25 protein-coding genes are annotated in these 26160 nt (G+C 65.2%); 5 read left to right on the top strand and 20 right to left on the bottom strand.

Going from position 1 to position 26160, the window contains the following annotated elements:
• Nucleotides 1-96: 96 nt before the first annotated feature.
• The 16 genes from ACKWRH_RS13545 to ACKWRH_RS13620 form a co-directional block, all read right to left on the bottom strand.
• Nucleotides 97-1467, bottom strand: a complete 1371-nt coding sequence (locus ACKWRH_RS13545; RefSeq protein ID WP_445220949.1) for a TIGR03808 family TAT-translocated repetitive protein — start codon at nucleotides 1465-1467, stop codon at nucleotides 97-99.
• A 234-nt stretch (nucleotides 1468-1701) separates the two neighbouring features.
• A complete protein-coding gene (locus ACKWRH_RS13550; RefSeq protein ID WP_445220950.1) occupies nucleotides 1702-2358 on the bottom strand; it encodes a pyroglutamyl-peptidase I family protein in 657 nt (218 codons plus the stop codon).
• Entirely contained in the window at nucleotides 2355-3344 is a 990-nt protein-coding gene (gene meaB, locus ACKWRH_RS13555; RefSeq protein WP_445220951.1) for a methylmalonyl Co-A mutase-associated GTPase MeaB, read from the bottom strand. The genes ACKWRH_RS13550 and meaB overlap by 4 nt, the downstream gene beginning before the upstream one ends.
• Nucleotides 3345-3395: 51 nt before the next feature.
• Entirely contained in the window at nucleotides 3396-4907 is a 1512-nt protein-coding gene (locus ACKWRH_RS13560; RefSeq protein ID WP_445220952.1) for a tripartite tricarboxylate transporter permease, read from the bottom strand.
• A 4-nt stretch (nucleotides 4908-4911) separates the two neighbouring features.
• Nucleotides 4912-5418 (bottom strand): tripartite tricarboxylate transporter TctB family protein, encoded by a 507-nt coding sequence (locus tag ACKWRH_RS13565; RefSeq protein WP_445220953.1) that lies wholly within the window; start codon nucleotides 5416-5418, stop codon nucleotides 4912-4914.
• A gap of 97 nt (nucleotides 5419-5515) precedes the next feature.
• A complete protein-coding gene (locus tag ACKWRH_RS13570; RefSeq protein ID WP_028146998.1) occupies nucleotides 5516-6508 on the bottom strand; it encodes a tripartite tricarboxylate transporter substrate binding protein in 993 nt (330 codons plus the stop codon).
• 131 nt (nucleotides 6509-6639) lie between these two features.
• Nucleotides 6640-7413, bottom strand: a complete 774-nt coding sequence (locus ACKWRH_RS13575) for an RsiV family protein (RefSeq protein ID WP_445222390.1) — start codon at nucleotides 7411-7413, stop codon at nucleotides 6640-6642.
• A 32-nt stretch (nucleotides 7414-7445) separates the two neighbouring features.
• Nucleotides 7446-7742: a nucleotidyltransferase family protein gene (locus tag ACKWRH_RS13580; RefSeq protein ID WP_445220954.1), complete on the bottom strand. Its 297-nt coding sequence runs from the start codon at nucleotides 7740-7742 to the stop codon at nucleotides 7446-7448.
• Nucleotides 7743-7779: 37 nt separating this feature from the next.
• Nucleotides 7780-9936: a methylmalonyl-CoA mutase gene (scpA, locus tag ACKWRH_RS13585; protein ID WP_445222391.1), complete on the bottom strand. Its 2157-nt coding sequence runs from the start codon at nucleotides 9934-9936 to the stop codon at nucleotides 7780-7782.
• A 23-nt stretch (nucleotides 9937-9959) separates the two neighbouring features.
• Nucleotides 9960-10424, bottom strand: a complete 465-nt coding sequence (locus tag ACKWRH_RS13590) for a GFA family protein (protein ID WP_282518859.1) — start codon at nucleotides 10422-10424, stop codon at nucleotides 9960-9962.
• Nucleotides 10421-12292, bottom strand: coding sequence for a methylmalonyl-CoA mutase family protein (locus ACKWRH_RS13595; protein WP_445220955.1), 1872 nt, complete (start codon nucleotides 12290-12292; stop codon nucleotides 10421-10423). The genes ACKWRH_RS13590 and ACKWRH_RS13595 overlap by 4 nt, the downstream gene beginning before the upstream one ends.
• Before the next feature lie 81 nt (nucleotides 12293-12373).
• Entirely contained in the window at nucleotides 12374-12865 is a 492-nt protein-coding gene (folK, locus tag ACKWRH_RS13600) for a 2-amino-4-hydroxy-6-hydroxymethyldihydropteridine diphosphokinase (protein ID WP_445220956.1), read from the bottom strand.
• 1 nt (nucleotide 12866) lies between these two features.
• Nucleotides 12867-13235 (bottom strand): dihydroneopterin aldolase, encoded by a 369-nt coding sequence (gene folB, locus ACKWRH_RS13605; protein WP_008553485.1) that lies wholly within the window; start codon nucleotides 13233-13235, stop codon nucleotides 12867-12869.
• Nucleotides 13232-14092 (bottom strand): dihydropteroate synthase, encoded by an 861-nt coding sequence (gene folP, locus ACKWRH_RS13610; RefSeq protein ID WP_445220957.1) that lies wholly within the window; start codon nucleotides 14090-14092, stop codon nucleotides 13232-13234. The genes folB and folP overlap by 4 nt, the downstream gene beginning before the upstream one ends.
• Before the next feature lie 231 nt (nucleotides 14093-14323).
• Nucleotides 14324-14731: a DUF4332 domain-containing protein gene (locus ACKWRH_RS13615; protein WP_028153544.1), complete on the bottom strand. Its 408-nt coding sequence runs from the start codon at nucleotides 14729-14731 to the stop codon at nucleotides 14324-14326.
• A gap of 24 nt (nucleotides 14732-14755) precedes the next feature.
• A complete protein-coding gene (locus ACKWRH_RS13620; protein WP_028153545.1) occupies nucleotides 14756-15121 on the bottom strand; it encodes a hypothetical protein in 366 nt (121 codons plus the stop codon).
• 349 nt (nucleotides 15122-15470) lie between these two features.
• On the opposite strand from ACKWRH_RS13620, the gene ACKWRH_RS13625 reads away from it, so the two are divergent.
• From ACKWRH_RS13625 to ACKWRH_RS13635, 3 genes are all read left to right on the top strand, one after another.
• The gene (locus tag ACKWRH_RS13625; RefSeq protein ID WP_445220958.1) at nucleotides 15471-17096 is read left to right on the top strand and encodes a helicase HerA-like domain-containing protein; all 1626 of its coding nucleotides are present in this window, start codon (nucleotides 15471-15473) and stop codon (nucleotides 17094-17096) included.
• Between the two features lie 337 nt (nucleotides 17097-17433).
• Nucleotides 17434-18717, top strand: a complete 1284-nt coding sequence (locus ACKWRH_RS13630) for a glycosyltransferase family 87 protein (RefSeq protein WP_445220959.1) — start codon at nucleotides 17434-17436, stop codon at nucleotides 18715-18717.
• A 24-nt stretch (nucleotides 18718-18741) separates the two neighbouring features.
• Complete coding sequence (locus tag ACKWRH_RS13635) at nucleotides 18742-20136, top strand: M20/M25/M40 family metallo-hydrolase (protein ID WP_445220960.1); 1395 nt, start codon at nucleotides 18742-18744, stop codon at nucleotides 20134-20136.
• 412 nt (nucleotides 20137-20548) lie between these two features.
• Here ACKWRH_RS13635 and ACKWRH_RS13640 read toward each other — a convergent pair whose 3' ends face one another.
• Both ACKWRH_RS13640 and ACKWRH_RS13645 read right to left on the bottom strand, forming a co-directional pair.
• Complete coding sequence (locus ACKWRH_RS13640) at nucleotides 20549-21328, bottom strand: class II aldolase/adducin family protein (RefSeq protein ID WP_445220961.1); 780 nt, start codon at nucleotides 21326-21328, stop codon at nucleotides 20549-20551.
• 254 nt (nucleotides 21329-21582) lie between these two features.
• Entirely contained in the window at nucleotides 21583-23232 is a 1650-nt protein-coding gene (locus ACKWRH_RS13645; RefSeq protein ID WP_445220962.1) for a glycosyltransferase family 39 protein, read from the bottom strand.
• A gap of 312 nt (nucleotides 23233-23544) precedes the next feature.
• Here ACKWRH_RS13645 and ACKWRH_RS13650 point away from each other — a divergent pair, with 312 nt between their 5' ends.
• Together ACKWRH_RS13650 and ACKWRH_RS13655 are read left to right on the top strand one after the other, a co-directional pair.
• Nucleotides 23545-24411, top strand: a complete 867-nt coding sequence (locus ACKWRH_RS13650; RefSeq protein WP_445220963.1) for a DUF308 domain-containing protein — start codon at nucleotides 23545-23547, stop codon at nucleotides 24409-24411.
• A gap of 158 nt (nucleotides 24412-24569) precedes the next feature.
• Complete coding sequence (locus tag ACKWRH_RS13655) at nucleotides 24570-24986, top strand: MucR family transcriptional regulator (RefSeq protein WP_014496753.1); 417 nt, start codon at nucleotides 24570-24572, stop codon at nucleotides 24984-24986.
• Nucleotides 24987-24991: 5 nt separating this feature from the next.
• On the opposite strand, the gene ACKWRH_RS13660 is transcribed toward ACKWRH_RS13655, so the two are convergent.
• Nucleotides 24992-25420 (bottom strand): SufE family protein, encoded by a 429-nt coding sequence (locus tag ACKWRH_RS13660; RefSeq protein WP_166098574.1) that lies wholly within the window; start codon nucleotides 25418-25420, stop codon nucleotides 24992-24994.
• A 68-nt stretch (nucleotides 25421-25488) separates the two neighbouring features.
• Nucleotides 25489-25914, bottom strand: coding sequence for a DUF5330 domain-containing protein (locus ACKWRH_RS13665; protein WP_445220964.1), 426 nt, complete (start codon nucleotides 25912-25914; stop codon nucleotides 25489-25491).
• Between the last annotated feature and the right edge of the window lie 246 nt (nucleotides 25915-26160).

The following is a 26160-nucleotide window of genomic DNA, read 5'->3' on the forward strand; positions in this document are numbered from 1 at the left end:
TCCTCCCCAACCCCGTCATCCTGAGGTGCGAGTTCTGCGGTGCAGAGCACCGCAGTGCGAGCCCCGAAGGATGAGCGGCCCCGTTGTCAGCCACACCTACCGCCGCACGACATTGCCGCCGACCACCAGCTGTGCGAAGCGCTGCGCGCCGTCGGCCGACAGATCCGACGTCACCGCACGGGCGTGATCGAGCCCAACCACGGCGCCGCGCGGGGTTTCCGAGATCATGTTGTTGTTGACGAGGGCGGTGCCCGCGCCGGACACCACGGAGACGCCGACGCCGGCCAGCGCCTTGCGGATCACATTGCCCGTGATCGCGACATCGCGCAGATATTTGCCCCAGCCGGCGACGATGCCGTAGGACGGCGTGTTCTCGATCACATTGCCGGTCACGGAGCTGTCAGCCTCGACGTAGATGCCGACACCGGCATCGTCGTCGGGGGCGGTGCCGATCGGCCGCTTCGGGATCAGATTGCGGATGATGTTGCCCTGGACCACCGCGATGCGGCCGCCTTCGTTGAAATTGCAGACGGAGACGCCGACGGCGGCACCATCGACCGTGTTGTTGGCGATCACCGCGGCCTCGAACGCGAACTCCGAATAGAGCGCGACCTCGCGCACGTCGCTGACGCTGTTGCCTGATATGTGGATGTTCGAGGCCGAATTGCCGCGCACCGCCGAGTAATCGCAGTTCCTGATGCGGTTGCCGCGCACGATCACGTTGCCGGCGCGAAACGCGTTGATGGCGTTGCCGTACTGGCCTGAGCCGCCGGGACCGGCCTTGATGTCCTCGATGCGGTTATCAGTGACCAGCGTGCCGTCATCGCCGATTGCGGTGCGCAGGATCTCGATGCCGTTGTCGTTGGTGCCGATGATGGTGTTGCGCGAGACGCTGAGGCCCCTGGCATCGAAGGAGACGACTGCCGTCACCGCGATGCTGGTGAAGATGTTGCCGGAGATGTCGCCGGACACCTGCTCGAGCCAGATGCCGCTGCCGCCGGAGCCGGTGATCTCGCAATCGGTGATGCGGACGTCACGCCCGCCAAGGACGTGGATCAACCCGCGCCGGGTCGGCAGCGGGATGCCGCCGCCGTCGAAGGTGATGCCGGTCAGGCCGATCGAGTCCGAGCCGTCGCTCTGGATCGCGGAAGCGCCGCCGGTGAACATGAGTTTGGTCGCGCCGCGCACGCCGATCAGCTGGGCACCATTCGGCAACCGCAGCAATCCGCTGCGATAGATGCCGGGTGGCAGCGCCAGCGGCACCTGTGCCCGCGCAGCTTCGTCGATGGCGCGCTGGAGCACGCGGGTCTGGTCCTCGCTGCTGCCGGGCCGCACGCCGAATTGCGTGGCATCGCGGCCGAGCAGGGATGTCAGCGGCGCTGCGCGCGCGGCATCGGCCGGCATGGCGAGTGCGCCCGCGATGCCTGCGGTCGAAGCTCCGATGAGATGACGGCGGTTGAGGTCCATGACGCATCCTTCGGCGGACGCGGGAGGTCCGCGACCGACTAGGTAGCGCAGGGTGGCTGGGGCGGTGAGGATTGTTCGCGGTAGGGTTAAATGTTTACCGCAAAGACGGTGCCGTAGGGTGGGTTAGCCCTGCGGCTGCGCAAAGCGCAGTCCGCTAGGCGTAACCCACCATGTCACCGCGAGCACGGAACGGGTTGACGCAGAAGAGGTGGATTACGCTTACGCTAATCCACCCTACGAAGCCGGCGTGTTCCGCCTCTTCCTTGCCAGCCCCACCATCTCCATCAGCATCGCTTCCCCCGCGTCCACCAGCTCCTCCAGCGTGATCCGGGCTGCGCCCTTGCGGCGCACAGCGCCGCTGCGCGCGAGCAGGGGAATGTGGATGAACGCCGCAAGCTGCGGTCCGCCCGCCCTCACGTTCTCGATCGCGCGCCAGCTGAGATAATTGCAGAGATAGGCGCCGGCATCGCGCGAGGCGCGCGCGTCGATGCCGGTGAGGCGCGCTGCGCGCAGCAGTCTTGCCGTGTGCGGACCAAACGTCATCGCGTCCGCATGGCCGGCGATGCCGCGCTTGCTGGAGCGGGTGTTAGCGGCATCGGGCCAGAGCATGGTCACGGCATTGCGGGCGCGGGTCTCGATGCGAAGGTACGGCGTGCGCGCGGCGAGGCCGAACATCAGCAGCGCATCCGGCTTCTGCTTCGCGAGTACGTCGGGCAATTGCCGGTCGACCGCGGCATAGGTGACCGGGAAGATGTGGGTGGCGAGCGCGACATCGTCGAGCGCCGGGCGGCGCAATTGCGCCAGTCGCGCCACCAGCGGCTGGGTCGGGTTATAGGGCGCGCCGGGAAACGGTCCGAAGCCGGTGAGGAGAATGCGGAGCTTTTCGCTCATTGCAGCAACTCCAGAATCTGCTCGGCGGCGAGTGCTGGCGTGAGATGGCCTTCGGCCACCTCAGCCTCGATCTTCCTGACCTTGGTCCGCACCGATGCCTCGCTGCGCAGCCGCGCCAGCATGCGCTGCTCCAGCATCGACCACATCCACTTCACCTGCTGCTCGCGCCGCCGCGCGGCGAACTCGCCGGATGCATTCATCGCCTTGCGGTGATCCAGAACCTTCTGCCAGAGTTTTGCGATGCCGTCGCCAGTCAGCGCCGAATAGGTCTCGACCGGCGGATGCCAGTGCTCGGAGCGCGGCGCCAAAATGTGCAGCGCGCCGCGATAGTCGGCGGCAGTGATGTTGGCGCGCTTGAGATTGTCGCCGTCGGCCTTGTTGATCGCGATCATGTCGGCGAGCTCGACCAGGCCCTTCTTGATGCCTTGCAGCTCGTCGCCGCCGCCCGGCAGCATCAGCGCGAGGAAGAAATCGGTCATGTCGCAGACTGCGGTCTCGGACTGGCCGATGCCGACGGTCTCGACCAGCACGACGTCGAAGCCGGCGGCCTCGCACAACAGCATGGCCTCGCGCGTCTTGGCGGCGACGCCGCCGAGCGTGCCCGACGATGGCGAGGGACGGATGAAGGCGTCATCGGAGGCCGACAGCCGCGCCATCCGCGTCTTGTCGCCAAGGATCGAGCCGCCGCTGCGCGCCGAGGACGGATCGACCGCGAGCACCGCGACCTTGTTGCCTTGTTCGATCAGGTACGTCCCGAGCACGTCGATGGTGGTGGACTTGCCGACGCCGGGCGAGCCGGTGATGCCGACCCGAACCGCCTTGCCGGTGTCGGGCAGCAGCATCTGCACCAGCTCACGCGCCAGCGCCTGATGGTCGCCGCGCCGGCTCTCCACCAGGGTGATGGCCCGGGCGAGCGCCGCGCGGCTGCCGGCGCGGAGATCACGGGCGAGGGTCTTGATGTCCAGCGAGGCCTTCTTCTCAGTCATGCCCTGCTTTACAACGCCCCGACGAGGCAGGCGAGGGCCGCCAGCCTCCTATCACCGGGATGTTGCCGCTGCCGTCTGCACCGGCTTCACCTTGCGCCAGACCCACACCATCACGGGCCACAGCAGCGCGCCGATCGCCATGGCGGCGAGGATCGCCGCGACGGGCCGCTCGAAGAACGGCAGGATGCTGCCGTCCGACTTGATCAGCGAGGTCACGAAAGCCTGCTCGACCATGGTGCCCATGACGATGCCGAGCACCATTGCGGCCACCGGATAGCCGTTCGCCTCCATCACGTAGCCGATCACGCCGAAGGCGGCGACGGTGACGACGCCGAACATGTTGTTGCCGATCGCAAACGAGCCGACCGCGCAGCAGAGCATGATGATCGGCATGATGGCGGAGCGCGGCGCCAGCAGGATGTAGGCGGCGATCCGGATCATGGCGATGCCGAGCGGGATCATCAGGATGTTCGCGATGATGAACATCAGATAGATCGCGTACATGCTCGACGCCTTCTCGGTGAACAGCGTCGGGCCGGGATTGAGGCCCTTCATGTAGAGCACGCCGATCGCGATCGCCGCGATGGTGTCGCCGGGAATGCCGAACAGCAGCGAGGGCACCCAGCCCGAGGCGATGCTGGCGTTGTTGCTGGCGCCGGCCTCGACCAGGCCCTCGACGTGGCCGGTGCCGAATTTCTCCGGCTCCTTCGAGAAGCGCTTCGACATCGCGTAGGAGACCCAGGCGGCCATGTCGGCGCCGGCGCCGGGCAGCACGCCGATGATGATGCCGATGATGTTTCCGCGCGTCATCTGCCAGTGATATTTCCTGGTCAGCTTCCACTGACCGGCCATGATGCTTCCGAATTTTCGCCGCGGCAGCGGCGGCGGCTCGGGCGTCAGCATCGCGCGCATCACCTGCGCCACCGCGAACACGCCGACCAGCGCCGGGATCGGCTCGATGCCGCCGAACAAATCGGTGATGCCGAAGGTGAAGCGCGGCACGCCGCCGGGATTCTCGATGCCGATGCACGACACCAGCAGGCCGAGGAACATGCCCGCGATCGCCTTCACCGGCGAGGAGCGCGCAACCAAAGTGGCGCACATCAGGCCGAGCAGCGCCAGCCAGAAATATTCGAAGGTCGAGAACGACAGCGCGATCTCGGCGAGCGGCGGCGCCAAAATCATCAGCGACAGCACGCCGGCGATGCCGCCGACGGCGGAGAACCAGACGCCGGCCCCCAGCGCCAGCTCGGCCTGGCCCTTGCGCGTCATGGCGTAGGCCTCGTCGGCATAGGCTGCCGAAGCGGGGGTGCCGGGAATGCGCAGCAGCGCGCCGGGGATGTCGCCCGAAAAGATCGCCATCGAGGAGGCCGCGACTATGGTCGCGATTGCCGCGATCGGCGAGAGGTAGAAGGTGACGGGAACGAGCAGGGCGGTCGCCATCGTCGCGGACAGGCCCGGCAGCGAGCCGATGACGAGCCCGTAAACGGAGGCTGCGAACATCGCGATGATGACCTCCCAGGTGGAGATCAGCGCGAACGCTTCAATGAGGGTCTTGAGCATGGGATCACCAGGGCGTCGGCAGCAGGCCGGCGGGGAGCGGCACGCGCAGCAGCTTGCCGAAGATGAGGTGGATGGCGAAGGGCGACAGCGCCGCGAGCGGCAGTGCCAGCTTCCACTTCGCCCCGAGCGCGGTCGAGGTGACGTAGACCATGATCGCCGCGGTGATGATAAAGCCGAGCCGGTCGGCGGCGGCGACGTAGAACAGCAGCAGCGCCGGCGGCAGCAGGGCGCGCAGGCCGTAGAGCTTGCCTTCGAGCTTTCCTTGCGGCGGCGGCGCAGCCGCCACCTGGCCGTCCTCGAGCGGGACCAGCTCTTCCTCCTCCTCGAAGGAATGGCCGATGCCGAACACGATCGCGAGCCCGCACAGCGCGAGCCCGATGCCGATCACGAGCGGAAATACGTTGGGGCCGACCGGCTGCCCCGGCACGGGCGGCAGGATCCAGCCGCCATAGGCAGCCGCCGCGCCGAGCGCGACGAGAAACGATCCCGTGACGGAGTCGGGAAGACGCATGAGAGAGGTCCTGTCAAAATTCCGGGAGGTGCGTTCCCTCTCCCCGCATCCGCCTTCGCTGAAGCTTCGGCGGACAAGCGCGGGGAGAGGTGAAACGTCACGCCTTGCTCAGGCCGGCGGCCTTCATCGCCTCGCCCATCTGGGCGTCGCCCTTGTCCATGAAGCTCGCGAACTGACCGGCATCGCCCCACACCGTGCCGAAGCCGCGGTTGCTCATGAAGTCCTTGAACTCGGCGGAGTCGTAGACCTTCTTCAGTGCCGCGGTGAGCTTCGTTGCGATCTCCGGCGGCAGGTTCTTCGGCGCGCCGATGCCGCGCCAGGCGCCGGTCGCGTAGTCGATGCCCATCGCCTCCTTCAGCGTCGGCACGTCCTTGAAGATCGGGTTGCGCGCCGGCGCCATGATGGCAAGGCTCCTTGCCTTGCCCGCCTCGATGATGGCGCGCGCTTCCGGCACCGAGCACGTCGTGAGGTCGAGGCCGCCGGCGGCAAGATCCTGCATCGCGGGCGCCGCGCCGTTCGACGGCACCCAGGCGACCTGGTTGGCGGGCAGGCCCATCGCCTGCATCCAGCCGACCAGCGCGAGATGCCAGATGCCGCCCTGGCCGGTGCCCGACGCCTTGAACTTGCCGGGAGGCGCCGCCTTGATGGCTTCGGCGAGCTCCTTCACCGTCTTGTAGGGCGAGGAGGAGGAGACCTGGATGCCGGGCGGGTCCTCGTTCATCAGCGCCAGCGGCGTGTAGCTCTTCGGCGTCAGCTCGGTGAGGCCCTGCCAGTGCATCATCGAGATTTCGACGGTGAGCATGCCGATCGTGTAGCCGTCCGGCTGCGCGGTCGCGATCGCGCTATGGCCGACCACGCCTGAACCGCCGGTGCGGTTGACGACGTTGAAGGGCTGGCCGAGATCCTTTTCCAGAAGGGCTGCGACAATGCGCGCAGTCGCGTCGGTGCCGCCACCGGCGCCCCAGGGCACGATCACGGTGACCGGGCGCGCCGGATACGCCTGCGCGCGTGCGGGTGTGAGACCGAATGCTGCGGATGCGGCAATCGCGGCGGAAGAAGCCGCAAAAGTGCGGCGCGAAATCTTGGACATCAATGCCTCCCAGCGGCGCCCGTGACACCGGGCGCTCTTGTCAATGAAGGCATTCTAGTCGGCTTTGCGGCGCCGCCGCAAGGTAGCGCTACCACAGCGCTGTGAGCAACGTGTCGCTGCTCAAAACATCATCACTGCGGCTCTTCCGCGTCGCCCTTCGGTCGCGCGCCGCCGAAGATGTGCATCCCTTCCGCCGTGAGATAGGTCTTCAGCGTTTCCCACGGCACGAAGGCGACATATTCGCCCTCGGCGTAGGGGCCGACGGCGTAAGGCGGATAGTGGAAGGTGAGCCCGGAACTCTTGCCCGCTTCGGTTGAAGGCGCGAGCGTCACCGCGCCGATCTTGAGCAGGCTCGGCTCGACGCTCTTGAACCATTCGTCGGTTGCGGTCTCGCTGGTGTCGCGCTTCTTCTTCTCGGCTCTCAGCGAAGCAATCACGGCCTTCACCATCGCCTTCATGGTCGCCCCGTTGTCGACGGTCTCGGTGAAGAACGGGCGGATCGAGATGCGCTTGTGCTCGGTCTTGTCCCACAGGATCGTGTTCACGTCCGAATTGGGATGGGCGCCATGGGTGTCCATGTAATCGTTGCGCAGGACGCTGACATAGCGATCGCCGACAACGGAGCGCATCGCATATTTGCGTTCGAAATCCCAGCCGCCGTCCTTGAAGAACTGCGGATCTTCTTTGCGCGAGGCGGCGGCCTCGGCCGCGTTCTTGTCGAGCCACTTCCTGCCTTCTGTAAGGCAATCCGCCGCCAGCGCCGCATCAGCCTTGATCCTGTCGTCGAGGAAGACGCGGGCGTCGATGCTCTTGGTCTTGACGACGGCGTCGGGCTTGGGGTCTGCGGCGAAGGCGGAGACGATGCACGTTGCGCTAAGCGCCATGGCGACGCTCAAACCGATCATGAACTTCAAGGGGAGTGCTCCTTACGTGAGCGTCAGAATATTTCGAGGATGTGGTCTGCGATCTGCTGCGCAGAGTGGGGGGAGGCGGAGCGCCGGACGGTCGCCTGCGCTTGCAAGCCGGTCGCATCCTCGATGATCTGCTCGACGTCGATCAGGTTGAGCAGCGAGAAAGAGGCCTCCGGTTCGACCTCGACCAGGACATCGATGTCGCTGTCCAGGCGATAATCGTCGCCAGCCCGCGTGCCGAGGATGGCGAGCTTCGACACGCCCTTGGCTTTGATGGCATCAGCGTTCCTGCGTATCGCAGCGATGACCTCATCACGTGTCATGGAGACAACCCGGCCGGTGATACGGCCAGCGTACCATCTACTCCGCCGCCTCGCTATGCCCGAGCCGGGCATTCAGCTTGCGGATCAGCTCCTCGGCGGCTTCCGCGATCACCGTGCCCGGCGGGAAGATGGCTTCTGCGCCTGCCGCATAGAGCGCGTCGTAATCCTGCGGCGGCACCACACCGCCGATAATGATCATGATGTCGTCGCGGCCCTGTTTCTTCAGCGCGGCCTTGAGTTCAGGCACTGCGGTGAGATGGGCGGCGGCGAGCGAGGAGACGCCGAGGATGTGCACGTCGTTCTCGACCGCCTGCCGCGCAGCTTCGTCCGCAGTTGCAAACAGCGGCCCGATGTCGACGTCGAAGCCGATGTCGGCGAAGGCCGAGGCAATCACCTTCTGGCCGCGGTCGTGGCCGTCCTGGCCGATCTTGGCGACCAGGATGCGGGGCCGGCGGCCTTCCGCCTCCTCGAAGGCGTCGATCAGCGCCTGAACCTTCTCGACCTGGTTACCCATGCTGGACGCCTCCCGCTTGTAGACGCCGGTGATGGACTTGATCTCGGCGCGGTGCCGGCCGAACACCTTTTCCATCGCGTCCGAGATTTCGCCGACGGTGGCCTTCGCCCGCGCCGCGTCGATCGCGAGCGCGAGCAGATTGCCGTTGCCTTCGCCGGCCGAGCGCGTCAGCGCGGCAAGCGCCGCGTCGACGTCGGTCTGGTTGCGCTCGGATTTGAGCCGCGTCAGCTTGTCGATCTGGAGGCGGCGGACATTGGTGTTGTCGACCTTGAGGATGTCGATCGGGGCTTCGTCTGATGGCTTGTACTTGTTGACGCCGATCACCGCCTGCTTGCCGGCATCGATCCGGGCTTGCGTCTTGGCCGAGGCCTCCTCGATGCGCAGCTTTGGCACGCCGGCCTCGATGGCCTTGGCCATGCCGCCGAGCTCCTCGACCTCCTGGATATGGCTCCAGGCTTTCGCGGCGAGATCGCGCGTGAGCCGCTCGACGTAATAGGAGCCGCCCCAGGGATCGATGATCCTGGTGGTGCCGCTCTCCTGCTGGAGGAACAGCTGGGTGTTGCGGGCGATGCGGGCCGAGAAGTCCGTCGGCAGCGCCAGTGCCTCGTCGAGCGCGTTGGTGTGCAGCGACTGCGTGTGGCCCTGCGTCGCAGCCATCGCCTCCACCGTCGTGCGCATCACGTTGTTGAACACGTCCTGCGCGGTCAGCGACCAGCCCGAGGTCTGGCAATGCGTGCGCAGCGAGAGCGAGCGCGGGTCTTTCGGGTTGAACGGCTTCAGCAGCTTCGCCCAGAGCAGCCGCGCGGCGCGCATCTTGGCGACTTCCATGAAGAAGTTCATGCCGATCGCCCAGAAGAACGACAGGCGCGGCGCGAAGCGGTCGACATCCAGGCCCGCGGCAAGTCCTGCGCGCAGATATTCGACGCCGTCGGCGAGCGTATAGGCGAGCTCGAGGTCCTGCGTAGCGCCGGCCTCCTGCATGTGATAGCCGGAGATCGAGATCGAATTGTACTTGGGCATCTTTTGCGACGTGTAGGCGAAGATGTCCGAGATGATCCGCATCGAGGGCGCGGGCGGATAGATATAGGTGTTGCGCACCATGAACTCTTTCAGAATGTCGTTCTGAATGGTGCCTGACAGCTTTTCCGGCGCGACGCCCTGTTCACCGGCAGCTGCGACATAGAGCGCGAGGATCGGCAGCACCGCGCCGTTCATGGTCATCGATACGCTCATCTGGTCGAGCGGAATCCCGGCGAACAGCGTGCGCATGTCGTAGATGGAATCGATCGCAACACCGGCCATGCCGACGTCGCCGCCGACGCGCGGATGATCAGAGTCATAGCCGCGATGGGTGGCGAGATCGAAGGCGACCGAGAGGCCTTTTTGTCCGGCAGCTAAGTTGCGGCGGTAGAACGCGTTGGAATCCTCCGCGGTGGAGAAGCCGGCATATTGCCGGACGGTCCAGGGCTGGTTGACATACATGGTCGGATAGGGCCCGCGCAGATACGGCGGGATGCCCGGATAGGTCTCGAGGAAATCGAGCCCGGCGAGATCGGCCTCGCCATAGGCGGGCTTCACCAGAATGCCCTCAGGCGTCAGCCACGGCTCGGCGCTGCCTGACGGCGCGGCGGTCGCGGCGCGCTCGAAGGCGACATCTGCAAAGTTCGGAATGCGGCTCATGGTTTCAACCATATCATAGACGCTCAATCATGATCCGGATGCTGATGGCTGACGATGGTCGCCATCTTCTCCGGTCCGTAATTCTGTTGCGTGGTCTGGCTCGGCAGGTTGGCGATGCCGACCACCCAGCCGAGACGGGACTCGGTGCCGAACTGTCGCGCCGGTATGATCTGGTCGGGCCGGTCGAAGGCGCCGGTCATGATCTCGATCCGGTCGCCGTCGATGCGGCCAAAGCTCAGCGGCGTGCCGCAGGCGGCGCAATAGCCGCGATCGGCGATCGAGGAGGAGCGGAAGAACGACGGCTGCCCCTTGGTCCAGGCGAAGTCCGTCCGGTTGATGTCGGCGAAGGACGCGAACGGCGCGCCGCTCGCCTTCTGGCACATCCGGCAATGGCAGATCGAAACCCGGTTCGGGGTTGCCGAAATCGCAAAGCGCACCGCGCCGCATTGGCAGCCGCCGGTGAAAACTGGTTTGCCCGCTTCGCTCATGCCTGCTCCATCCGTCGGTAAGCGTCTTGCAGTGTCGCAAGCGCATCGCCTCCGGCGAAGACAAAACCCGTGACGCCGGCCGCACGGAGTGCCGCCTCGGCATCAGTCGGACGGCCTGCCAGATAGATATGTCGCGCACCGGCCGTTTGCAGGGCCTTCGCCGCGGCGTCGGCGTGTTCCGGATAGACCTTGTCGCTGGAACAAAGACAGGCAAGCTCGGCGCCGGAGGCCTTGAATGCGGCGGCCAATTTGGCCGGATCGGCAGAGCCCTCGCTGTCGACGGCCTGGATGCCGCCGGCCTCGAACAAGCTCTTGGCAAAGGTCGCCCGCGCCGTGAAATCGGCGGGCGTGCCGAGATTGGCCAGAAACACCTTTGGCCGCGCACCGCGCGCCTTCAGCGCCGCATCGGATTTGTCGCGCAACGCCTCGAACGGTTCCGCAAGCCGGATCGGCGGCAGCGCATCGAACTTGTACTTCTGCTCGCCGTAGGGGGCGAGCGCGACCGGCGTCGCCTTCAGCACCGCCGTTTCGCTCTCATGCAGGTTTGGAAACTCGCTGGCGCCTGTCAGCACCTCGCGGCGCTTTGCGATGTTGGCGTCGCGCGCCTTCCGCGCGGCCGCGACCTTGCTCTGGAACAGGCCCTGCTGAAGCGCGGCGAAGGCGCCGCCGGCTTTCTCGCTCTCCTGGAACAGCGCCCAGGCGGCCTCGCAAAGCTGCGCCGTCAATGTCTCGATGCCGCCTGCGCCGGCGGCGGGATCGCTGACCTTGGCGAGGTTGCTTTCCTCCAGCAGCAGGGCTTGCGTGTTGCGCGCCACGCGCCGCGCGAACGGATCGGGCAATCCGAGCGCCAGCGTATGCGGCAGCACGGTTATCGCATTGGCGCCGGCGAGCCCGGCCGCGAATGTCGCGATGGTCGCGCGCAGCATGTTCACGTAAGGGTCACGCTGCGTCAGCATGCGCCAGGCTGTATCGGCCGCAATAAACAGCGGCTTCGGCGTCAGCCCGCACGCGGTCTCGATGCGTGCCCACAGCAGCCGCAGCGCGCGGAATTTTGCCATGGTCAAGAACTGGTCGGCATCCGCGGCGAGCCGTGCATAGACCATCCCCTGCGCCTGCTCCAGCGGAACGCCGGCGCCTTCAATCGCGCGCAGATAGGCCACGCCGCAGGCGAGCACGAACGCGAGTTCCTGCACCTCGGAGCCGCCGGCATCGTGGATCACGCGCCCGTCGGCGGTCGCGAACGGTCCCTTGAAGCCGAGCGCGGCGAGACCCTTGATGGCGCCGGTGACGGCCGGAACGATCTCGTCCCATGTGTAGGGGCTGTGACCCCACACCGCGCCGGCCGCGAGCGGATCGAGCCCGAAGCGGATGTTGCAGGCGGCGGGATCGAGGCCGTTGCTCTTCACATATTCCGCGACATGGATCGCCGCCATCCGCGATTGCGGACCGATCTGGAGCTCGATGCCGATGCCGGCATCGAGATGAATATCCTTGAAGGCCTTAGCGACCGCATCGGCCGAAGGTTCCAGCCCGAACCCGTAAGCGCCACTGCCGCCGGCGAACACCAGCGCGAGACCGGTCGCGCCGTTCTCGAGATCCGTCAGCGCCTGCGCATTTGCGAGCGCCGCATCGGGATGGTCGATCCGCTGCATGATCTGCCACGGTGCGGCGGCAGGCCGTCCCACCACGGGCGCAACGCCCCTGGCGCGGGGATAGAGCGGGTCGATCTTGAGGCCGTCATAAGTCTTGCCGACCAGCTTCTCGAACGGCGCGCCCTTCAGCACGCCGTCGACCAGCTTGCGCCAGTCGTCGACGGTCGCCTTGGGAAAATCGGCCGCCAGCGGCAGGTCGTCAGTCACGGAGGTCATACGGCCAAGGGCTCCCAAAAATCTTGTTGTTCGCAGGCGAAATTGCCACGGCCGGCCGTCGCTGCAAACGGTTGTTTTTGGTTAACCGGTATCCGGAAGCCGCTCAATGCCTTGCGTCGAGACGCTGGCAAGCCCGTCGCGCACACGAATGCCTGAGATCACGCGGTCGGGCGCGATTTCGGCCAGCGGCACCAGCACGAAGGCGCGCTCGAACAGGCGTGGATGCGGCAAGGTCAGGTCGGGCTTCTGCATGCTGACATCGTCATAGGCGATCATGTCGAGATCGAGCGTGCGCGGGCCCCATTGCCGCTCCTTGTCCCGTGTGCGGCCGAACTTCTGCTCGACCTTCTGCATCACGAACAGGAGCGCATGCGGATCGAGGCTGGTCTCGATCTCGACGCAGGCATTGATGAAGGGATCCTGGTCCTCGTCGCCCCAGGGCGGCGTCGCATAGTCCGAGGAGCGCGCGATCATTGCGGCTTGCGCCATGCCGCAGATATGGGCGATCGCCTTGCGGAATGTCGTGCGGACATCGCCGACATTGCCGCCCAGTGCGATCAGCACGCTCGCCATCTCAGGGGTGCCGCGAGCGCGTCAGCATGATGCCGACGTCGTCGAAAATCGCCGCGATCGGCGCATGCGGCTTGTGCACGGTGATCTTCACGGCGCGGATGCGCGGGAAGTGCGACAGGATGGCATCGGCGACCGCGCCGGCTGCCCGCTCCAGCAGCTTGTAGTTGGTGTTCTTGAACGCCGCCGTCGTGGTCGCCACAACTTCGGCGTAGGACACCGTATCGGCGAGCCGGTCGCTGCGCGACGGCTCCGACAAATCGGTATAGAGCTCGAGATCGATGACAAAGCGCTGGCCGACTTCGGTCTCGTGATCCATCACGCCGTGGCGGGCGTGGATCGACAGGCCGGTGACGAAGATCGTATCGGTCATTGCTTGCTCTCGATTGCATTCGCGACCCGCAGGGCCTGCAAGGTCTCGGCGACGTCATGGGTGCGGATGATCTTGGCGCCGCGCTGCGCGGCGATCAGATGCGCAGCAATCGAGCCGGCGAGCCGTTCTTTCGGCTCCGAGGGCGACACCGAGGCGATGAAGCGTTTTCGCGAGGCACCAACGAGGATCGGCAGGCCGAACATGTCGAATTCGCGCAGCCGCGCCAGCGCGGTCATGCTCTGCTCGGCCGTCTTGCCGAAGCCGATGCCGGGATCGAGCACGATTTTTTCGCGCGCGATGCCGGCTTTTGCAGCGATATCGAGCGAGCGCAGGAAGAACGCTTTCATGTCCATGACAATGTCGATGGCGGGATCGACGCTGTCGCGGTTGTGCATGACGATGACGGGGACGCCGCGCGCGGCGATGAGCTGTGCCATGCCGGTGTCGCGCTGCAGGCCCCAGACGTCGTTGGCGATCGCAGCGCCCTGGTCGAGCGCAAAAGCCACCACCTCCGCCTTCATGCTGTCGATCGATACGGGGACGCCCAGCGCCACGACGCCTGACAGCACCGGCTTCAGCCGGGCCAGCTCGTCCGCCGCCGTCACCGGCCGGGCGCCCGTGTAGGGCCGGGTGGACTCGGCGCCGATGTCGATGATGTCGACGCCGGCCTCGATCATCGCCCGCGCCCGCGCAAGCGCCAGCTCGGGCGCGATGAACTCGCCGCCGTCGGAGAAGGAATCCGGGGTGACGTTGAGCACGCCCATCACTGCCGGGAGAGGCCGCTCCAGCAGCGTCCGTAACACGTCAGGCCCGGCCGAGCCGGCCGGCGGGACGGATGGGGAGGGCGAGGCATTCATGCGGCCCGCTTTAGCGGTCGGGGAGGGGGGATTCAAGGTGGGATTGGGGGCGAATGTCGATGTGTTCGCGGAGCATCGATCGCCTCCGCTGTCATTGCCCGCGAAAGCGGGCAATCCAGTAGCCCGAGGCCGTGCGGTGATACGGAGGAGCCGCAGCGTACTGGATACCCCGCCTTCGCGGGGTATGACACCGAGAGCTAACGCGGCAGGTCGTACGCCGAGGGAGATGCCCTAATACGTGATCTTCGGCGGCAGCTTCTTCGCCTTGGCGATGATGTCGCCGACCGATTTTTCCGAGGGCAGGATGCGGACGAGCTTCTTCTTCTCGTTGGCTTCCCGCATGCTCTGGGCGAGCCGTGCCGGATTCCGATAGGCGAGCTCGCGCACGGTGGTGACGCCGGCGGCGCGGACGAGGCCGACCTTGGCCCGGCCCATCCCGGGAATGCGCATGTAGTCGGAGACGTTGGCCCATTCCAGCAGCTGCTGCTCGCTGATGCCGGTCTTGGCGGCGAGCGCCTTGCGGCCCTTCACGGTCGAGGCCGCCTCGAGCAGCGCGTCGGTCGTGCGGATTCCATGCGCCTTCAACTTGTTGGCGGCAAAGGCTGGCAGGCCCTCAATCTCGGAGATCGGATATGTCATGATGCTCGATATGAAAAGCGTCGCTCAGGCGAACTGGCTGAGGCCTGGCGTCCCCGCGATGATCTTGCCCATCTGATCCGCTCCGATTTTGTCTCGGCCGTAGCGGAAAAGTTCACGGGCAATGCTCTGAATCTCGGACATGCCAAGCCCCAGGCCCATCAGGCGCGTGCCGACGGCCATCAGGCCGCCGCCCATCAGCCGCGACAGTCCGCCGCTGCTCCTGGACGCCTCGATCGCCGCTTCCGCACCGGGAATCTGATCGATCAGCGCTTCGACGTTCTCGGAAGGACCTTCGCTGCGGAGGAAACCCAGGATAATGCCGACGGTCTTTTCAGCGACAGCACTATCTATGCTGGCGTTCGACGCCAGCTGCCCGATCAGCTCGTCCATAAGGCCCGCCCCTCAGCCGGTTTGCATGCCGGAGTATTGCTTCCGAAATGATCTTGATCCGGAGCGATGTGAAATACAAGCGATGAACGCACGCAACGTTCCGATTCACTCCCGAAGGCGCGAAAAGTGTTGCAGCGATGCAAGAGCGGAGATGGATTTTTGCAAGAAATTGCCGCGGTGCGAACGCGTCATCCCTACTTTCGGCTGATGTCGCCGGCAAGTTTCCGACAATGTCGCATGCTCAGGGCGCGTTGAACGGTTTTAATCCGCACGCGACATGCGTTAAACTACGGAACAGGCGCATTCGAGTTTCAATACGCGAAACACGGCAGAGAGATCAGAGAGAAGCATGACCGCACAGGACAGCAAGCTCGGCGACACCGACGACAAGATCTTCGTCGGCAAGGGAGACGAGCAGGCATGGCTGACGCTCGCGCTCGCCAATCGCCACGGCCTCGTCACCGGTGCAACGGGAACCGGTAAGACGGTATCGCTGCAAGTCATGGCGGAAGGATTTGCGCGCGCCGGCGTTCCGGTCTTCGCGTCCGACATCAAGGGTGATCTCTCCGGCATCTCCGAGGTCGGCGAAGCCAAGGACTTCATCATCAAGCGTGCCACCGAGATGGGACTGACGTTCCAGCCCGACCAGTTCTCGACGGTGTTCTGGGACGTGTTCGGCGAACAGGGCCACCCGGTGCGAGCGACCGTCACGGAGATGGGGCCGCTTCTGCTCGCGCGCATGCTCGACCTGAACGACGTGCAGGAAGGCGTGCTCAACGTCGCCTTCCGCGTCGCCGACGACAACGGGCTGACCCTCATCGACATGAAGGATCTGCGCGCGCTGCTCGATGCGATCGTGCCGGATGCGGGCAAGAAGGGCGCGGATGCCGAAGAAAGCCCGCTTGCCGACATCAAGAAGGAGGCCCAGGGTTTTGGCAACGTCACCAAGGCCACCGTCGGCACCATCCAGCGCCAGCTTCTGGTGCTGGAGAACCAGGGCGGCACCAAATTCTTCGGCGAGCCGGCGCTGACGCTGAAGGATTTCATGAAGACCGATCGCGACGGTCGCGGCATGGTCAACATCCTTGTTGCCGACAAGCTGCTGCAGAGTCCACGGCTTTACGCGACATTCCTGCTGTGGATGCTGTCAGAACTGTTCGAGGAGCTGCCCGAGGCCGGCGATCTGCCGAAGCCGAAGCTGGTGTTCTTCTTCGACGAGGCACATCTGTTGTTCAACGACGCGCCGAAGGCATTGATGGACAAGATCGAGCAGGTGGTGCGTTTGATCCGATCCAAGGGCGTCGGCGTCTACTTCGTGACGCAAAACCCCATCGACGTGCCCGACCGCGTGCTCGGGCAATTGGGCAACCGTGTCCAGCATGCGCTGCGTGCCTTCACCCCGCGCGACCAGAAGGCGGTCGCTGCCGCGGCGCAGACCTTCCGGCCCAACCCGAAGCTCGACACCGCCAAGGTGATCATGGAGCTCGGCAAGGGCGAGGCGCTGGTGTCCTTCCTCGAAGGCAACGGCACGCCGACGATGGTCGAGCGTGTCATGATCCGGCCGCCATCGGCCCGCATCGGATCGATCACGCCGGAAGAGCGCAAGGCGATCATGGATGCGAGCCCGGTGAAGGGCAAATACGACACCGCTGTCGATGCCGAATCCGCCTACGAGATGATCCAGAAGCGGATTGCCGGCACGGCTGCGACTGCCGATGCCGGTGCGGGCGGCGAAGGTGGCGGCGGCATCCTCGGCCAGATCGGCTCGATGGTCGGCACCATCTTCGGCACCAACGTCAAGCGCGGCCGCCTGTCGGCGGGCCAGGTCATTGCGCGCGACGTGACGCGATCGGTCACCAACCAGGTGATCGGGGGGATGGCGGCCAATCTCGGCAAGTCGGTCGCCGGCCAGCTCGGTGGCTCGATCGGCCGCACCCTGGTGCGCGGCGCGCTCGGTGGGCTGCTGCGTCGTTAGGCAGAGAAGCCAGGTTTGAAGCACTAAGCCTCCACAGCGTCATGGCCGGGCTTGTCCCGGCCATCCACGCCTTACTTGCAGTTCGAAGAACGTGGATGCCCGGGCCTTCGCCTCGCCGAAGCGGCTTCGGCCGCGCAGGCGGGAAAAGCCCGGGCATGACGAAATCTCGCGAGTATTTGGATGCGATTACCCCGCACGCCTGGCGAGGCCGAACACCACAAATTCAGGTGAAGGGGGCTCTCCAAGCGTCCGTCGGTCTGCTACGTGCTATTTGTTTCCGACGGGACATAATGTGACATCATCGAATCTATTAGACAAACTCGGCCCGCACAGAGCCTTGTCGCTGCGCGCGCCGCTCGATCTGCTCTTCCTGCTCTGCTGCGTCCTCCTGACCGCCGACGTGCTCGTTCCCGAGATCTTCGGCCACGGCAAGACCAAGGATTATGGGCTGTGGTACTGGGCCGGACAGCAGGTACTCCACGGCGGGTCGCTTTATCCCGACAAGATCGGCGAGTATTTCGAGTTCATCTATCCGCCGCTGCCCGCGATCTTGCTCGCGATCCCGAGCTGGTTCGGCAAGATCGCGCTCTACGCCGTGCTGTCGATCCTGAACGTGGCGGCATGGTGGTACACGGGCATATTCTCCAATGCCATGACGGGATCGGGCCGCAGGCCCGGCCCGTGGCTCGAAGCGTTGCCGGCCATCGTCACCGTGACCTTCGTGTTCGATCAGTTTGACCTCGGCCAGCCGAACCTCGCCCTGCTGGCGTTGATGCTGTGGGGCTTCTGGTTGTTGCAGCGTCAGCGGTCCTGGCTCGCGGGCTTCCTGTTCGCGCTAGCCACCGCCATCAAGGTGTTTCCGATCGCGGTGCTGCCCTATCTGATTTGGCGCAGGAAGTGGGCGGCCGTCGTCGCGACGGTCGCCTTCACCGGCATCCTTCTCTATGTCGTGCCGGCACCGATCCGCGGCTTCGAGCGCAACGCGGCCGAGCTCAAGACCTGGTACCAGGGCATGGTCGGCACGAGCTCGGAAAAGGGCTTTGGCCAGCGCGACGAGCAGAACTGGTCGTGGGTCAACCAGTCCCTCATTGCCGTCACGCACCGTCTGGTCCGGCCGATCAACTACAATCAGGAGGATCCGAACAAGCCGCCGCGCACGATGAATGTCATCGACGTCGACTACAAGACGGCGAACTTGATCGTGCTGGCGTTGTCGGCGTTGCTTGGGCTCGGCTTCCTCGCGGTGATGCCGCCGCAAGCGCGGCGAACGGCGCGCTCGGATGCCGAGGAGCTCGGCATCCTGTTCTGCCTGATGACGGTGGCATCGCCGCTGGCGCGGCAATACTACTTCATGTGGCTGTTCTTCCCGATGACGGTGCTGATGCATCGTGCCGCCTTCGACGCGCGACCGAACGTGCGGCTGGGGACCTGGCTCGCGCTGGGCGCCGCCGGCATCCTCATGCTGCTGTCGCTGCCGTGGTTTCCCAATGTCATCCAGGCCTGGGGCAATAACCTTGTCGCGACCGCCATTCTTGCCGGTGCGCTCGCATGGCACATCCGCCATCCGCCGGTTGCGGCTGGCTCCGAAGCGGCGGCAGCGCTAAAATCCGGTACCTCTTGAGACTCAAAAGTCAGGAATACGACCATGGCCAATGCGCAGCTTCAATCGGTGCTCGATCACATCGACAAGGATTTCGACAACAGCCTGGAGCGTCTGTTCTCGCTATTGCGGATCAAGTCGATCTCTGCGGATCCCGCCTTTGCCGCCGACTGCAAGGCCGCGGCCGAGCATCTCGCCAAGGACATCGCGAGCCTCGGTGTCGCCACTGAAGTGCGCCCGACCGCCGGCCATCCCGCAATCGTCGGCAAGACCGGGGCGGGCGGACGGCCGCATGTGATCTTCTATGGTCACTACGACGTGCAGCCGGTCGATCCGGAAAATCTCTGGCACCGTCCGCCGTTCGAGCCTGCCGTGACCGACCACGCCGACGGCCGCAAGATCATCGTCGCGCGCGGCGCCGAGGACGACAAGGGCCAGGTCATGACCTTCGTCGAAGCCTGCCGCGCCTGGAAGAAAGTGACGGGCTCGCTGCCGATCGACATCACCTTCCTGATCGAAGGCGAGGAGGAGGTCGGCTCCAAGAACTTTGTCCCCTTCATCGAGGCCAACAAGGACGAGTTCAAAGCCGACTACGTGCTGGTCTGCGACACCGGCATGTGGGACCGCAACACGCCCGCGATCACGACGTCGCTGCGCGGTCTGCTCTATGAAGAGCTGAAGATCACCGCCGCCAATCGCGATTTGCATTCCGGCGTGTTCGGCGGCAGTGCGATGAACCCGATCCGGGTGCTGACGAAAATCCTGGGCAGCCTGTTCGACGACGACAACCGCATCACCATCCCCGGCTTCTATGACGGCGTGAAGGATCTGCCGCCTGATATCCTGGAGCAGTGGAAGAAGCTCAATCTCACGCCGGAGATGTTCCTGAAGCCGATCGGCCTGTCGATCCCCGCCGGCGAGAAGGGCCGGCTGCTGATCGAGCAGGCCTCCTCGCGTCCGACCTGCGACGTCAACGGCATCTGGGGCGGCTATATCGGCGAAGGCTCCAAGACGGTGATCCCGTCGCACGCCTCGGCCAAGGTCTCGTTCCGTCTGGTCGAGGGGCAGGATCCCCAGAAGATCCGCAAGGCCTTCCGCGACTATGTGACGGCGCGCATTCCCGGCGACTGCAAGGTCGAGTTCGGCGATCATTCCGCCGCGCCCGCGGTGGCGCTCGACTGGAACATGAAACCGCTCGCCGCCGCCAGCAAGGCGCTGACCGAGGAGTGGGGCAAGGAGACCGTGCTGATGGGTTCGGGCGCCTCGATCCCGATCGTCGCCGATTTCAAGCGGACGCTTGGGCTCGACTCGCTGCTGGTCGGCTTCGGCCTGGACGACGACAACATCCATTCGCCGAACGAGAAGTACGACCTCCGCAGTTTCCAGAAGGGCATCCGCTCCTGGGCGCGGATCCTCGCGGCGCTCGCGGACGTGAAATAAGCGCGGTGCCGTAGGGTGGGCAAAGGCGCAAAGCGCCGTGCCCACCATTCGTCCGCGATCGCGATAGAAGAGGTGGGCACGCTTCCGCCTTCGCTCTTCGAGCTACGGCGGACAAGTCGCTTTGCCCACCCCACGAGTTCCGAAGCTTGCAGCGACCGAACTGTGCCTCCCGTCATCCTGAGGTGCGAGTGATGGGGCGCTCAGCGCCCCATCGGGAGCCTCGAAGGATGTACGGCCCGGATGCAGCCGGGCCGTCGCCCTTCGAAGCTCGCCGAAGCGGCGAGCACCTCAGGGTGACGGTGGTATTCTGACGACCGCTGCCAAATAAAAACGCCGCCCGGAATTGGGCGGCGTTTCATTCCAAAACGTGCAGAGGTAGTTGAGAACTATCCTACACGAAATCTGCAGAATCTCAAGACCGGTAGCCCGGAAGCTCGCGGTCGAGCTTGCGCAGCAGCGGCGGCCAGACCAGGTTGGTGGCGCGCAGCTCGGCGCGGTCGCGGTTGGCGAGCAGCTCGGTGTTCTTCTCGATCGCAATCTCCTCGACCGGATAGACCGGCGTGCCGAGTGCGCGCGTGCGCACCTGCATCGAGCAGGCGCGCTCGAGGTGGTACATGCGCTCGAACGCGGAGGCGACCGACCGGCCGACCGTCAGCGTGCCGTGGTTACGCAGCAGCATGTGGTTGTGGTCGCCGAGGTCCTTCTGCAGCCGCGGCCGCTCGTCGTGATCGAGTGCGATGCCCTCATAGTCGTGATAGGCGAGGTCGTGGGTGACGAGCTGGGCGGTCTGGTTCAGGGGCAACAGCCCTTCCGCGCTGCTCGACACCGCAGTGCCGTCGAGCGTGTGGAGATGCAGCACGCAGATTGCGTCCTCGCGCACCTCGTGGATCGCCGAATGGATGGTGAAGCCGGCTGGATTGATGCTGTACTCGCTCTCGGAGAGCTGGTTGCCGTGCAGGTCGACCTTGACGAGGCTCGATGCCGTGATCTCGTCGAACATCAGTCCGTAGGGGTTGATGAGGAAGTGATGGTCGGGGCCGGGCACGCGCGCTGAAATGTGGGTGTCGACCAGATCGTCCCAGCCGTACAGCGAGACGAGACGGTAGCAGGCGGCGAGATTGATCCGTTGCTGCCACTCCGCCTCCGTCATGTTCGACGGCACTTCCTTCAGGCGCGCTTCCGCTGGGGACATGGCTTATCTCTCCGAACATCGTTCTTGCGGGGAGGGAGCGTAGTCGCGGGTGAGGCTGGCGGCAAGGCGGTCAAATCGCAGCAGCCACGCGTAGCCTGCATGGAGCCGACGGGTCGGCGCGAAGCGCCGCCCGATGACAGGCTCCGCGAAATGCGGGAGGCCTCACGAAAGGTCCCGGACTTCGCTTCCGCCTTCGCTCTTCGAGCTACGGCGGACAAGTCGCTCCATCCGGGCTACGGTCCGAAAGAAAATTATTACGGCGCCGGGATCGACAGCAGGCTGGAAATGCTACGGCCGCGGATGTCGTAGACGCGGGCGAACACCACGTCGTCGCGCTTGATCTCGACCATCACGGGCGCGGTGAGGCCCTTGCAGTAGAACTCGCCGAGCGTCATTGCGAAATCGGCCGCGTTGGAATCCCAGCCGATGGTGAAGTCGGGCCCGAGCGCCACCTGGGCCGGGCGCTGCGGACCGCACACCGCGACCTTCCATTTGCGATTTCCCGGCGGCACTTCCTGCCGCTCGACGATCTGCTCGCGCAGTTCGTCCGATGCCTGCTTCAGCGCAAGGCCCCAATAGTCCAGCATGAAGCGGTCGTCGGCGCCGCGCACGGTGCCGGCGATGTGGTTGAAGTGCGTGTACTGATAGGGATGCAGCCGGATCATCTCGGCCAGCGAGAGCGCGAGGCCGAAGCAGAAGGTCGCGAGCACGACGGGCTGCCAGGTGCGGTGGTTGGTGCGCAGGCGCTCCATGGCCCAGGCAAAGGCGACGCCGCCGAGCACCGCCATCGGCGGGATCACGAAGACGAAGTGGCGGATGCCGTTGTACAGCGCCGGCCGCTTCACCATCGCGATCGCGAGCGGCAGGGTCGCCGCCAGCGTCAGCATCAAGAGGATGGTCTTGCGGCGGGCCGGAACCTCGCGGCGCGGCAGCATGGCGAAGGTGCTGACCACGGCGCCGCCCATCAGTACCAGCATCACCTCGGGAAGCTGCAGCGCGAACAGCGTCGGCAGATAGGACCAGGGCATGTCGGGCACGGACACAATCGCGCCGTCGAACATCTCCTTCCAGGGCTTCTCGAAGAAGCGCGAGAAATAGGTCAGCGCCTCGAAGGGATTGCCGGGCTCCATGATCGACCACGGCCAGATCAGGCCCATCACGAGATAGCCGAACACGAGGCCGGGCAGCAGCACGTAGATGACATGGGCGAAGCGGCGGGCTGCTTCGCGGGCGCCTTCGGTGCGCAGTTCCTCCAGGAACAACGGCATGAAGCCGATCATGGCGTAGACCAGCGCGAGGCCGCCGAGGACGCGACAGCCGAGCGAGAGGCCGGCACCCAGGCCGACGATCAGGATCGTGCGCGGCGACGGCTGCGGATATTCCTCGGCAAGGCGTACGAGGCCCAGCATGAGGATGATCATGGCCACCGCGAAGGGCGCATCCTTCGGGTTCATGAACATGTGGCCGTAGAAGATCGGGCAGAGCGCGAGCAGCAGGAGCGCGGCAAGACCGGCGAGGGGCCCGCCGATGCGGCGGCCGAGCCGCCACGTCACCGCAAGCCCGATCACGCCGACCATGGCGCCGAGCAGACGTCGCGTCTCGAACAGTTCGAGCGGAATGACCTTGTGCAGGAGAGCCGCGACCATGTCGAAGCCGCCGCCGTACATGTAGAGATTCGCGAAGGAGAGCGCCGCGGTGTCCCTGAAGCCGGAACCGAACATGCGCAGCAGCAGGTCGGCATATTCAGCGTGGGTGTAATCGTCCCAGCCGAGCCCGTAATCGCGGAAGGTCAAGCCTGCAGTCACGGCGACCGCAGCCAGCACCAGCATGGCGAGATCGTCGCAAGTCCGTTCAAGCGAGCGCCGCAGAGGCGTGTCGATCGCCGAAGTCGTGATGGATGTCATGGCTATTGGTGACCCGGAATCCCCTCTTGGCCCTGCTGGTGCCCGCGGGCCACTTCCCCGGAATCCCTATAGCGCAGTTCCATTACCAAGTAATTGGGCATTATGGCTAAAATCCTGATGCGGCGCAGCAAATCCAAACACTTGAGAGCAGCTTAGAAGTAGCGGGCGGTAGCTGAAGGGAATGTGAATAAGTCCCTGATATCCTTCCCTTTAGGAACGCAGGCTCTAATTCGCCGTTGGCGTGGAACACCGTATGACGGTATCGTGGCGTAACGGGTGTCGCGCATGGCTGCGCGACCAGGGGTGAGTTCGATGAGCTTGGCATTGTTGATTGTGGGGATTTTCGCCGTCCTGGCGGGCCTCCTTACGATCCTGTTCGGCTTCACCGTCAGGGAGTTCAGCCTCGGCAGCACCCTCATAATCGCCGGCACGATTGGCGTCTGCTCCGGAATGTTACTGGCCGGCCTCCACGTCGTGGTCGTGGAACTGAAGGGCATCGCCCGCCGGCTGGCCGGATCGGCCGCGCCGGGCGAGGTTCGGGTCAGGCCTGTGCTGCCGGGCCTCGCGGTGCCTGGCGCGCCAGTGTCCGAGCCGTTCCCGGCACCGGCGACGAAAACCGAGCCACTGCCGCCACCGGCCGCGGGTCCGCCGCCGTGGCAGAGCGAGGCCGCCGCGCGCGAGCGTCCGCGCGCCGAGCCGCCGCCGGAGCCGGAAGCCCCGACACCGCCTGCGGCTCCGGAAGCGCCGCGCCGCCGCAACCTGTTGTTCGCATCGTCCTCCCGCAAGGAGCGCGAGCGCGCGGAGGCGAAGGCGACAGAGAGCTTGCCGCTGCAGCCTCATGACGAGCCCACTGAACCCGCCGCCCCGGAGAGTCAGCCGGCGAGCTTCGACGATGCCTGGCCGAGGCCGGACCGTATGCGGCCACCGGAACCGCCGGCCGCCGGGCGTCGTCCGCCACCGCGCTCGCCGTCGACCTTTGCCGAGCCCGGCCCGCCGCCTCCACCCGAACCGGCGCCGACGGTCGAGCAGGCGCCCGTGACCGTGCTCAAATCGGGTATCGTCGACGGCATGGCCTATTCGCTCTATTCCGACGGCTCGATCGAAGCGCAGATGCCGGAAGGCATGATGCGTTTTGCCTCGATCGACGAACTGCGTGCCCATCTCGACCAGCGGTCGTGAGACCGCCGCGTCCAAGTAGAGCGCCATCGTTCTTTTCACTTCGTCAGTAATCAGCTCATATTCGTCAGTCGTCTTATTTCGGCCGAATGTATTGTTGACACGGAATACTTCGACGTCGTCAATCCGGCGAGATACAAGGTCAGGGAGAGGTCGGGCCCATGTCGGATAACGGGGCTAAGAATTTCATCGAGCTGACGGCGAGCATCGTGTCCGCCTATGTCGGCAACAATCCGACGCCGGCGGCCGAGATCCCGAACCTGATCAGCCAGGTGCATGGCGCCTTGGTGCGCGTCTCGTCAGGCCGCGCCGAGACCGCGCCGCTCGAGCCGGCCAAGCCGGCGGTGTCGCTGAAGAAGTCAATCGCGCCGGACTATCTGGTCTGTCTGGAAGACGGCAAGCGCTTCAAGTCGCTGAAGCGCCATCTGCGCACCCAGTACAACATGACGCCGGAGCAATATCGCGAGAAATGGGGCCTGCCGGCCGACTATCCCATGGTCGCGCCGAACTATGCGGTGGCGCGCTCGCAACTGGCCAAGCAGATGGGACTGGGGCAGCAGCAGCGGAAGCGGAAGTAACCGCTTCACGAGGCTTCCGCGAGCGCCTCTTTCGCGTCGGTCTTGATACGCTCGACCATCGAGCGCAGGCCGTTGGAACGCTGCGGCGTCAGATGATCGCGAAAGCCGAACTCGTTGAACACCGCGATCGCGTCGGTCGCAAGGATCTGCTGCGGCGTGCGGCCGGAGTAAAGCGAGAGCACGATCGCGACCAGCCCGCGCACGATGTGGGCGTCACTGTCGCCGCGATATTTCAGGATCGGCGCGCCGCCATCGCGATCGACCAGCTTCTGGAGCCAGACCTGGCTGACGCAGCCATTCACCTTGTTCTCGGCCGAATGCTCGGACTCGGGCATCGGTTCCAGGGTGCGGCCGAGTTCGATGACGTAGCGGTAGCGGTCGTCCCACTCGTCCAGAAGCTCGAAATTATCCCTGATTTCGTCGATCGTCGTCATGCTGGCCCAATGTTCCCGTTCAGGCCAATATAAGGATGTGAGGACGCGAAATCGATAGGGGTTGGGCGCTAATTCGCCGGCGCGGCCGCAGGTCCGCGCCATTCCAGCGCGAGGTCGTCGTGGCTCAGGGTGTCGCGCGGCGCCTCGCCCGAGGCGGCATCGCCTTCGCCGGCCAGCGCGATCGAGCCGGTATGATCGGGCGCCTTCTTGTCGGTCTTCTCGAGCTGCTCTTTCTTGTCGTTGATGATCTGGTAGATCTTCTTCGCGCCGTCCTGTGCGCGCTGGCCGATGATGGTCGCGGCCTGGCCGCCGACCTCGCAGGCCGCCGGCTGGCGCTTGCAGAACTGGGTCACGTCGGAGACGGCCGCGGTCGCAGCCTGCACCGCATCGGCGGCACCGATCTGCGGCAGCTTTTCCGATTCGGGCGTCTTGTCCCGTGGCAGGAGCACCAGCACCAGCCCGAGCCAGAATGTGATGCGGAGCAGAAAGCGCATCTAATCGACCTGTATGTTAGATCCCGCCGCGGCGATGCCCGCGAGGCGTCGGACCTAGCAACTCTCGATAAATCGCAAGTGATTGCCTTCCGCTTAATTCGCGGAAAAACTACGCAAGAATCTTCCCGAACCGCCACGTCGTAAATTTTCGATTGACGCCGGAGCCCCGTGATTCCGCCGGCGCCGCTTGTCCACCAATTCGAAACCATGCGGGGACTGGTGAAACCCTGTGTTCACCATCCCCGA

The organism is Bradyrhizobium sp. Pa8 (assembly GCF_052588265.1).

Excerpts from the sequence above, each read along its gene's own strand:
- ACKWRH_RS13570 (WP_028146998.1), bottom strand. The coding sequence starts at position 6,508 with ATGTCCAAGATTTCGCGCCGCACTTTTGCGGCTTCTTCCGCCGCGATT.
- ACKWRH_RS13650 (WP_445220963.1), top strand. The coding sequence starts at position 23,545 with ATGAGCTTGGCATTGTTGATTGTGGGGATTTTCGCCGTCCTGGCGGGC.
- ACKWRH_RS13550 (WP_445220950.1), bottom strand. The coding sequence starts at position 2,358 with ATGAGCGAAAAGCTCCGCATTCTCCTCACCGGCTTCGGACCGTTTCCC.
- meaB (WP_445220951.1), bottom strand. The coding sequence starts at position 3,344 with ATGACTGAGAAGAAGGCCTCGCTGGACATCAAGACCCTCGCCCGTGAT.
- ACKWRH_RS13560 (WP_445220952.1), bottom strand. The coding sequence starts at position 4,907 with ATGCTCAAGACCCTCATTGAAGCGTTCGCGCTGATCTCCACCTGGGAG.
- ACKWRH_RS13595 (WP_445220955.1), bottom strand. The coding sequence starts at position 12,292 with ATGACCTCCGTGACTGACGACCTGCCGCTGGCGGCCGATTTTCCCAAG.
- ACKWRH_RS13655 (WP_014496753.1), top strand. The coding sequence starts at position 24,570 with ATGTCGGATAACGGGGCTAAGAATTTCATCGAGCTGACGGCGAGCATC.
- folP (WP_445220957.1), bottom strand. The coding sequence starts at position 14,092 with ATGAATGCCTCGCCCTCCCCATCCGTCCCGCCGGCCGGCTCGGCCGGG.
- ACKWRH_RS13635 (WP_445220960.1), top strand. The coding sequence starts at position 18,742 with ATGGCCAATGCGCAGCTTCAATCGGTGCTCGATCACATCGACAAGGAT.
- ACKWRH_RS13615 (WP_028153544.1), bottom strand. The coding sequence starts at position 14,731 with ATGACATATCCGATCTCCGAGATTGAGGGCCTGCCAGCCTTTGCCGCC.
- ACKWRH_RS13645 (WP_445220962.1), bottom strand. The coding sequence starts at position 23,232 with ATGACATCCATCACGACTTCGGCGATCGACACGCCTCTGCGGCGCTCG.
- ACKWRH_RS13660 (WP_166098574.1), bottom strand. The coding sequence starts at position 25,420 with ATGACGACGATCGACGAAATCAGGGATAATTTCGAGCTTCTGGACGAG.
- ACKWRH_RS13625 (WP_445220958.1), top strand. The coding sequence starts at position 15,471 with ATGACCGCACAGGACAGCAAGCTCGGCGACACCGACGACAAGATCTTC.
- ACKWRH_RS13545 (WP_445220949.1), bottom strand. The coding sequence starts at position 1,467 with ATGGACCTCAACCGCCGTCATCTCATCGGAGCTTCGACCGCAGGCATC.
- folK (WP_445220956.1), bottom strand. The coding sequence starts at position 12,865 with ATGGCGAGCGTGCTGATCGCACTGGGCGGCAATGTCGGCGATGTCCGC.
- scpA (WP_445222391.1), bottom strand. The coding sequence starts at position 9,936 with ATGAGCCGCATTCCGAACTTTGCAGATGTCGCCTTCGAGCGCGCCGCG.
- folB (WP_008553485.1), bottom strand. The coding sequence starts at position 13,235 with ATGACCGATACGATCTTCGTCACCGGCCTGTCGATCCACGCCCGCCAC.
- ACKWRH_RS13665 (WP_445220964.1), bottom strand. The coding sequence starts at position 25,914 with ATGCGCTTTCTGCTCCGCATCACATTCTGGCTCGGGCTGGTGCTGGTG.
- ACKWRH_RS13640 (WP_445220961.1), bottom strand. The coding sequence starts at position 21,328 with ATGTCCCCAGCGGAAGCGCGCCTGAAGGAAGTGCCGTCGAACATGACG.
- ACKWRH_RS13590 (WP_282518859.1), bottom strand. The coding sequence starts at position 10,424 with ATGAGCGAAGCGGGCAAACCAGTTTTCACCGGCGGCTGCCAATGCGGC.
- ACKWRH_RS13580 (WP_445220954.1), bottom strand. The coding sequence starts at position 7,742 with ATGACACGTGATGAGGTCATCGCTGCGATACGCAGGAACGCTGATGCC.
- ACKWRH_RS13575 (WP_445222390.1), bottom strand. The coding sequence starts at position 7,413 with ATGATCGGTTTGAGCGTCGCCATGGCGCTTAGCGCAACGTGCATCGTC.
- ACKWRH_RS13620 (WP_028153545.1), bottom strand. The coding sequence starts at position 15,121 with ATGGACGAGCTGATCGGGCAGCTGGCGTCGAACGCCAGCATAGATAGT.
- ACKWRH_RS13565 (WP_445220953.1), bottom strand. The coding sequence starts at position 5,418 with ATGCGTCTTCCCGACTCCGTCACGGGATCGTTTCTCGTCGCGCTCGGC.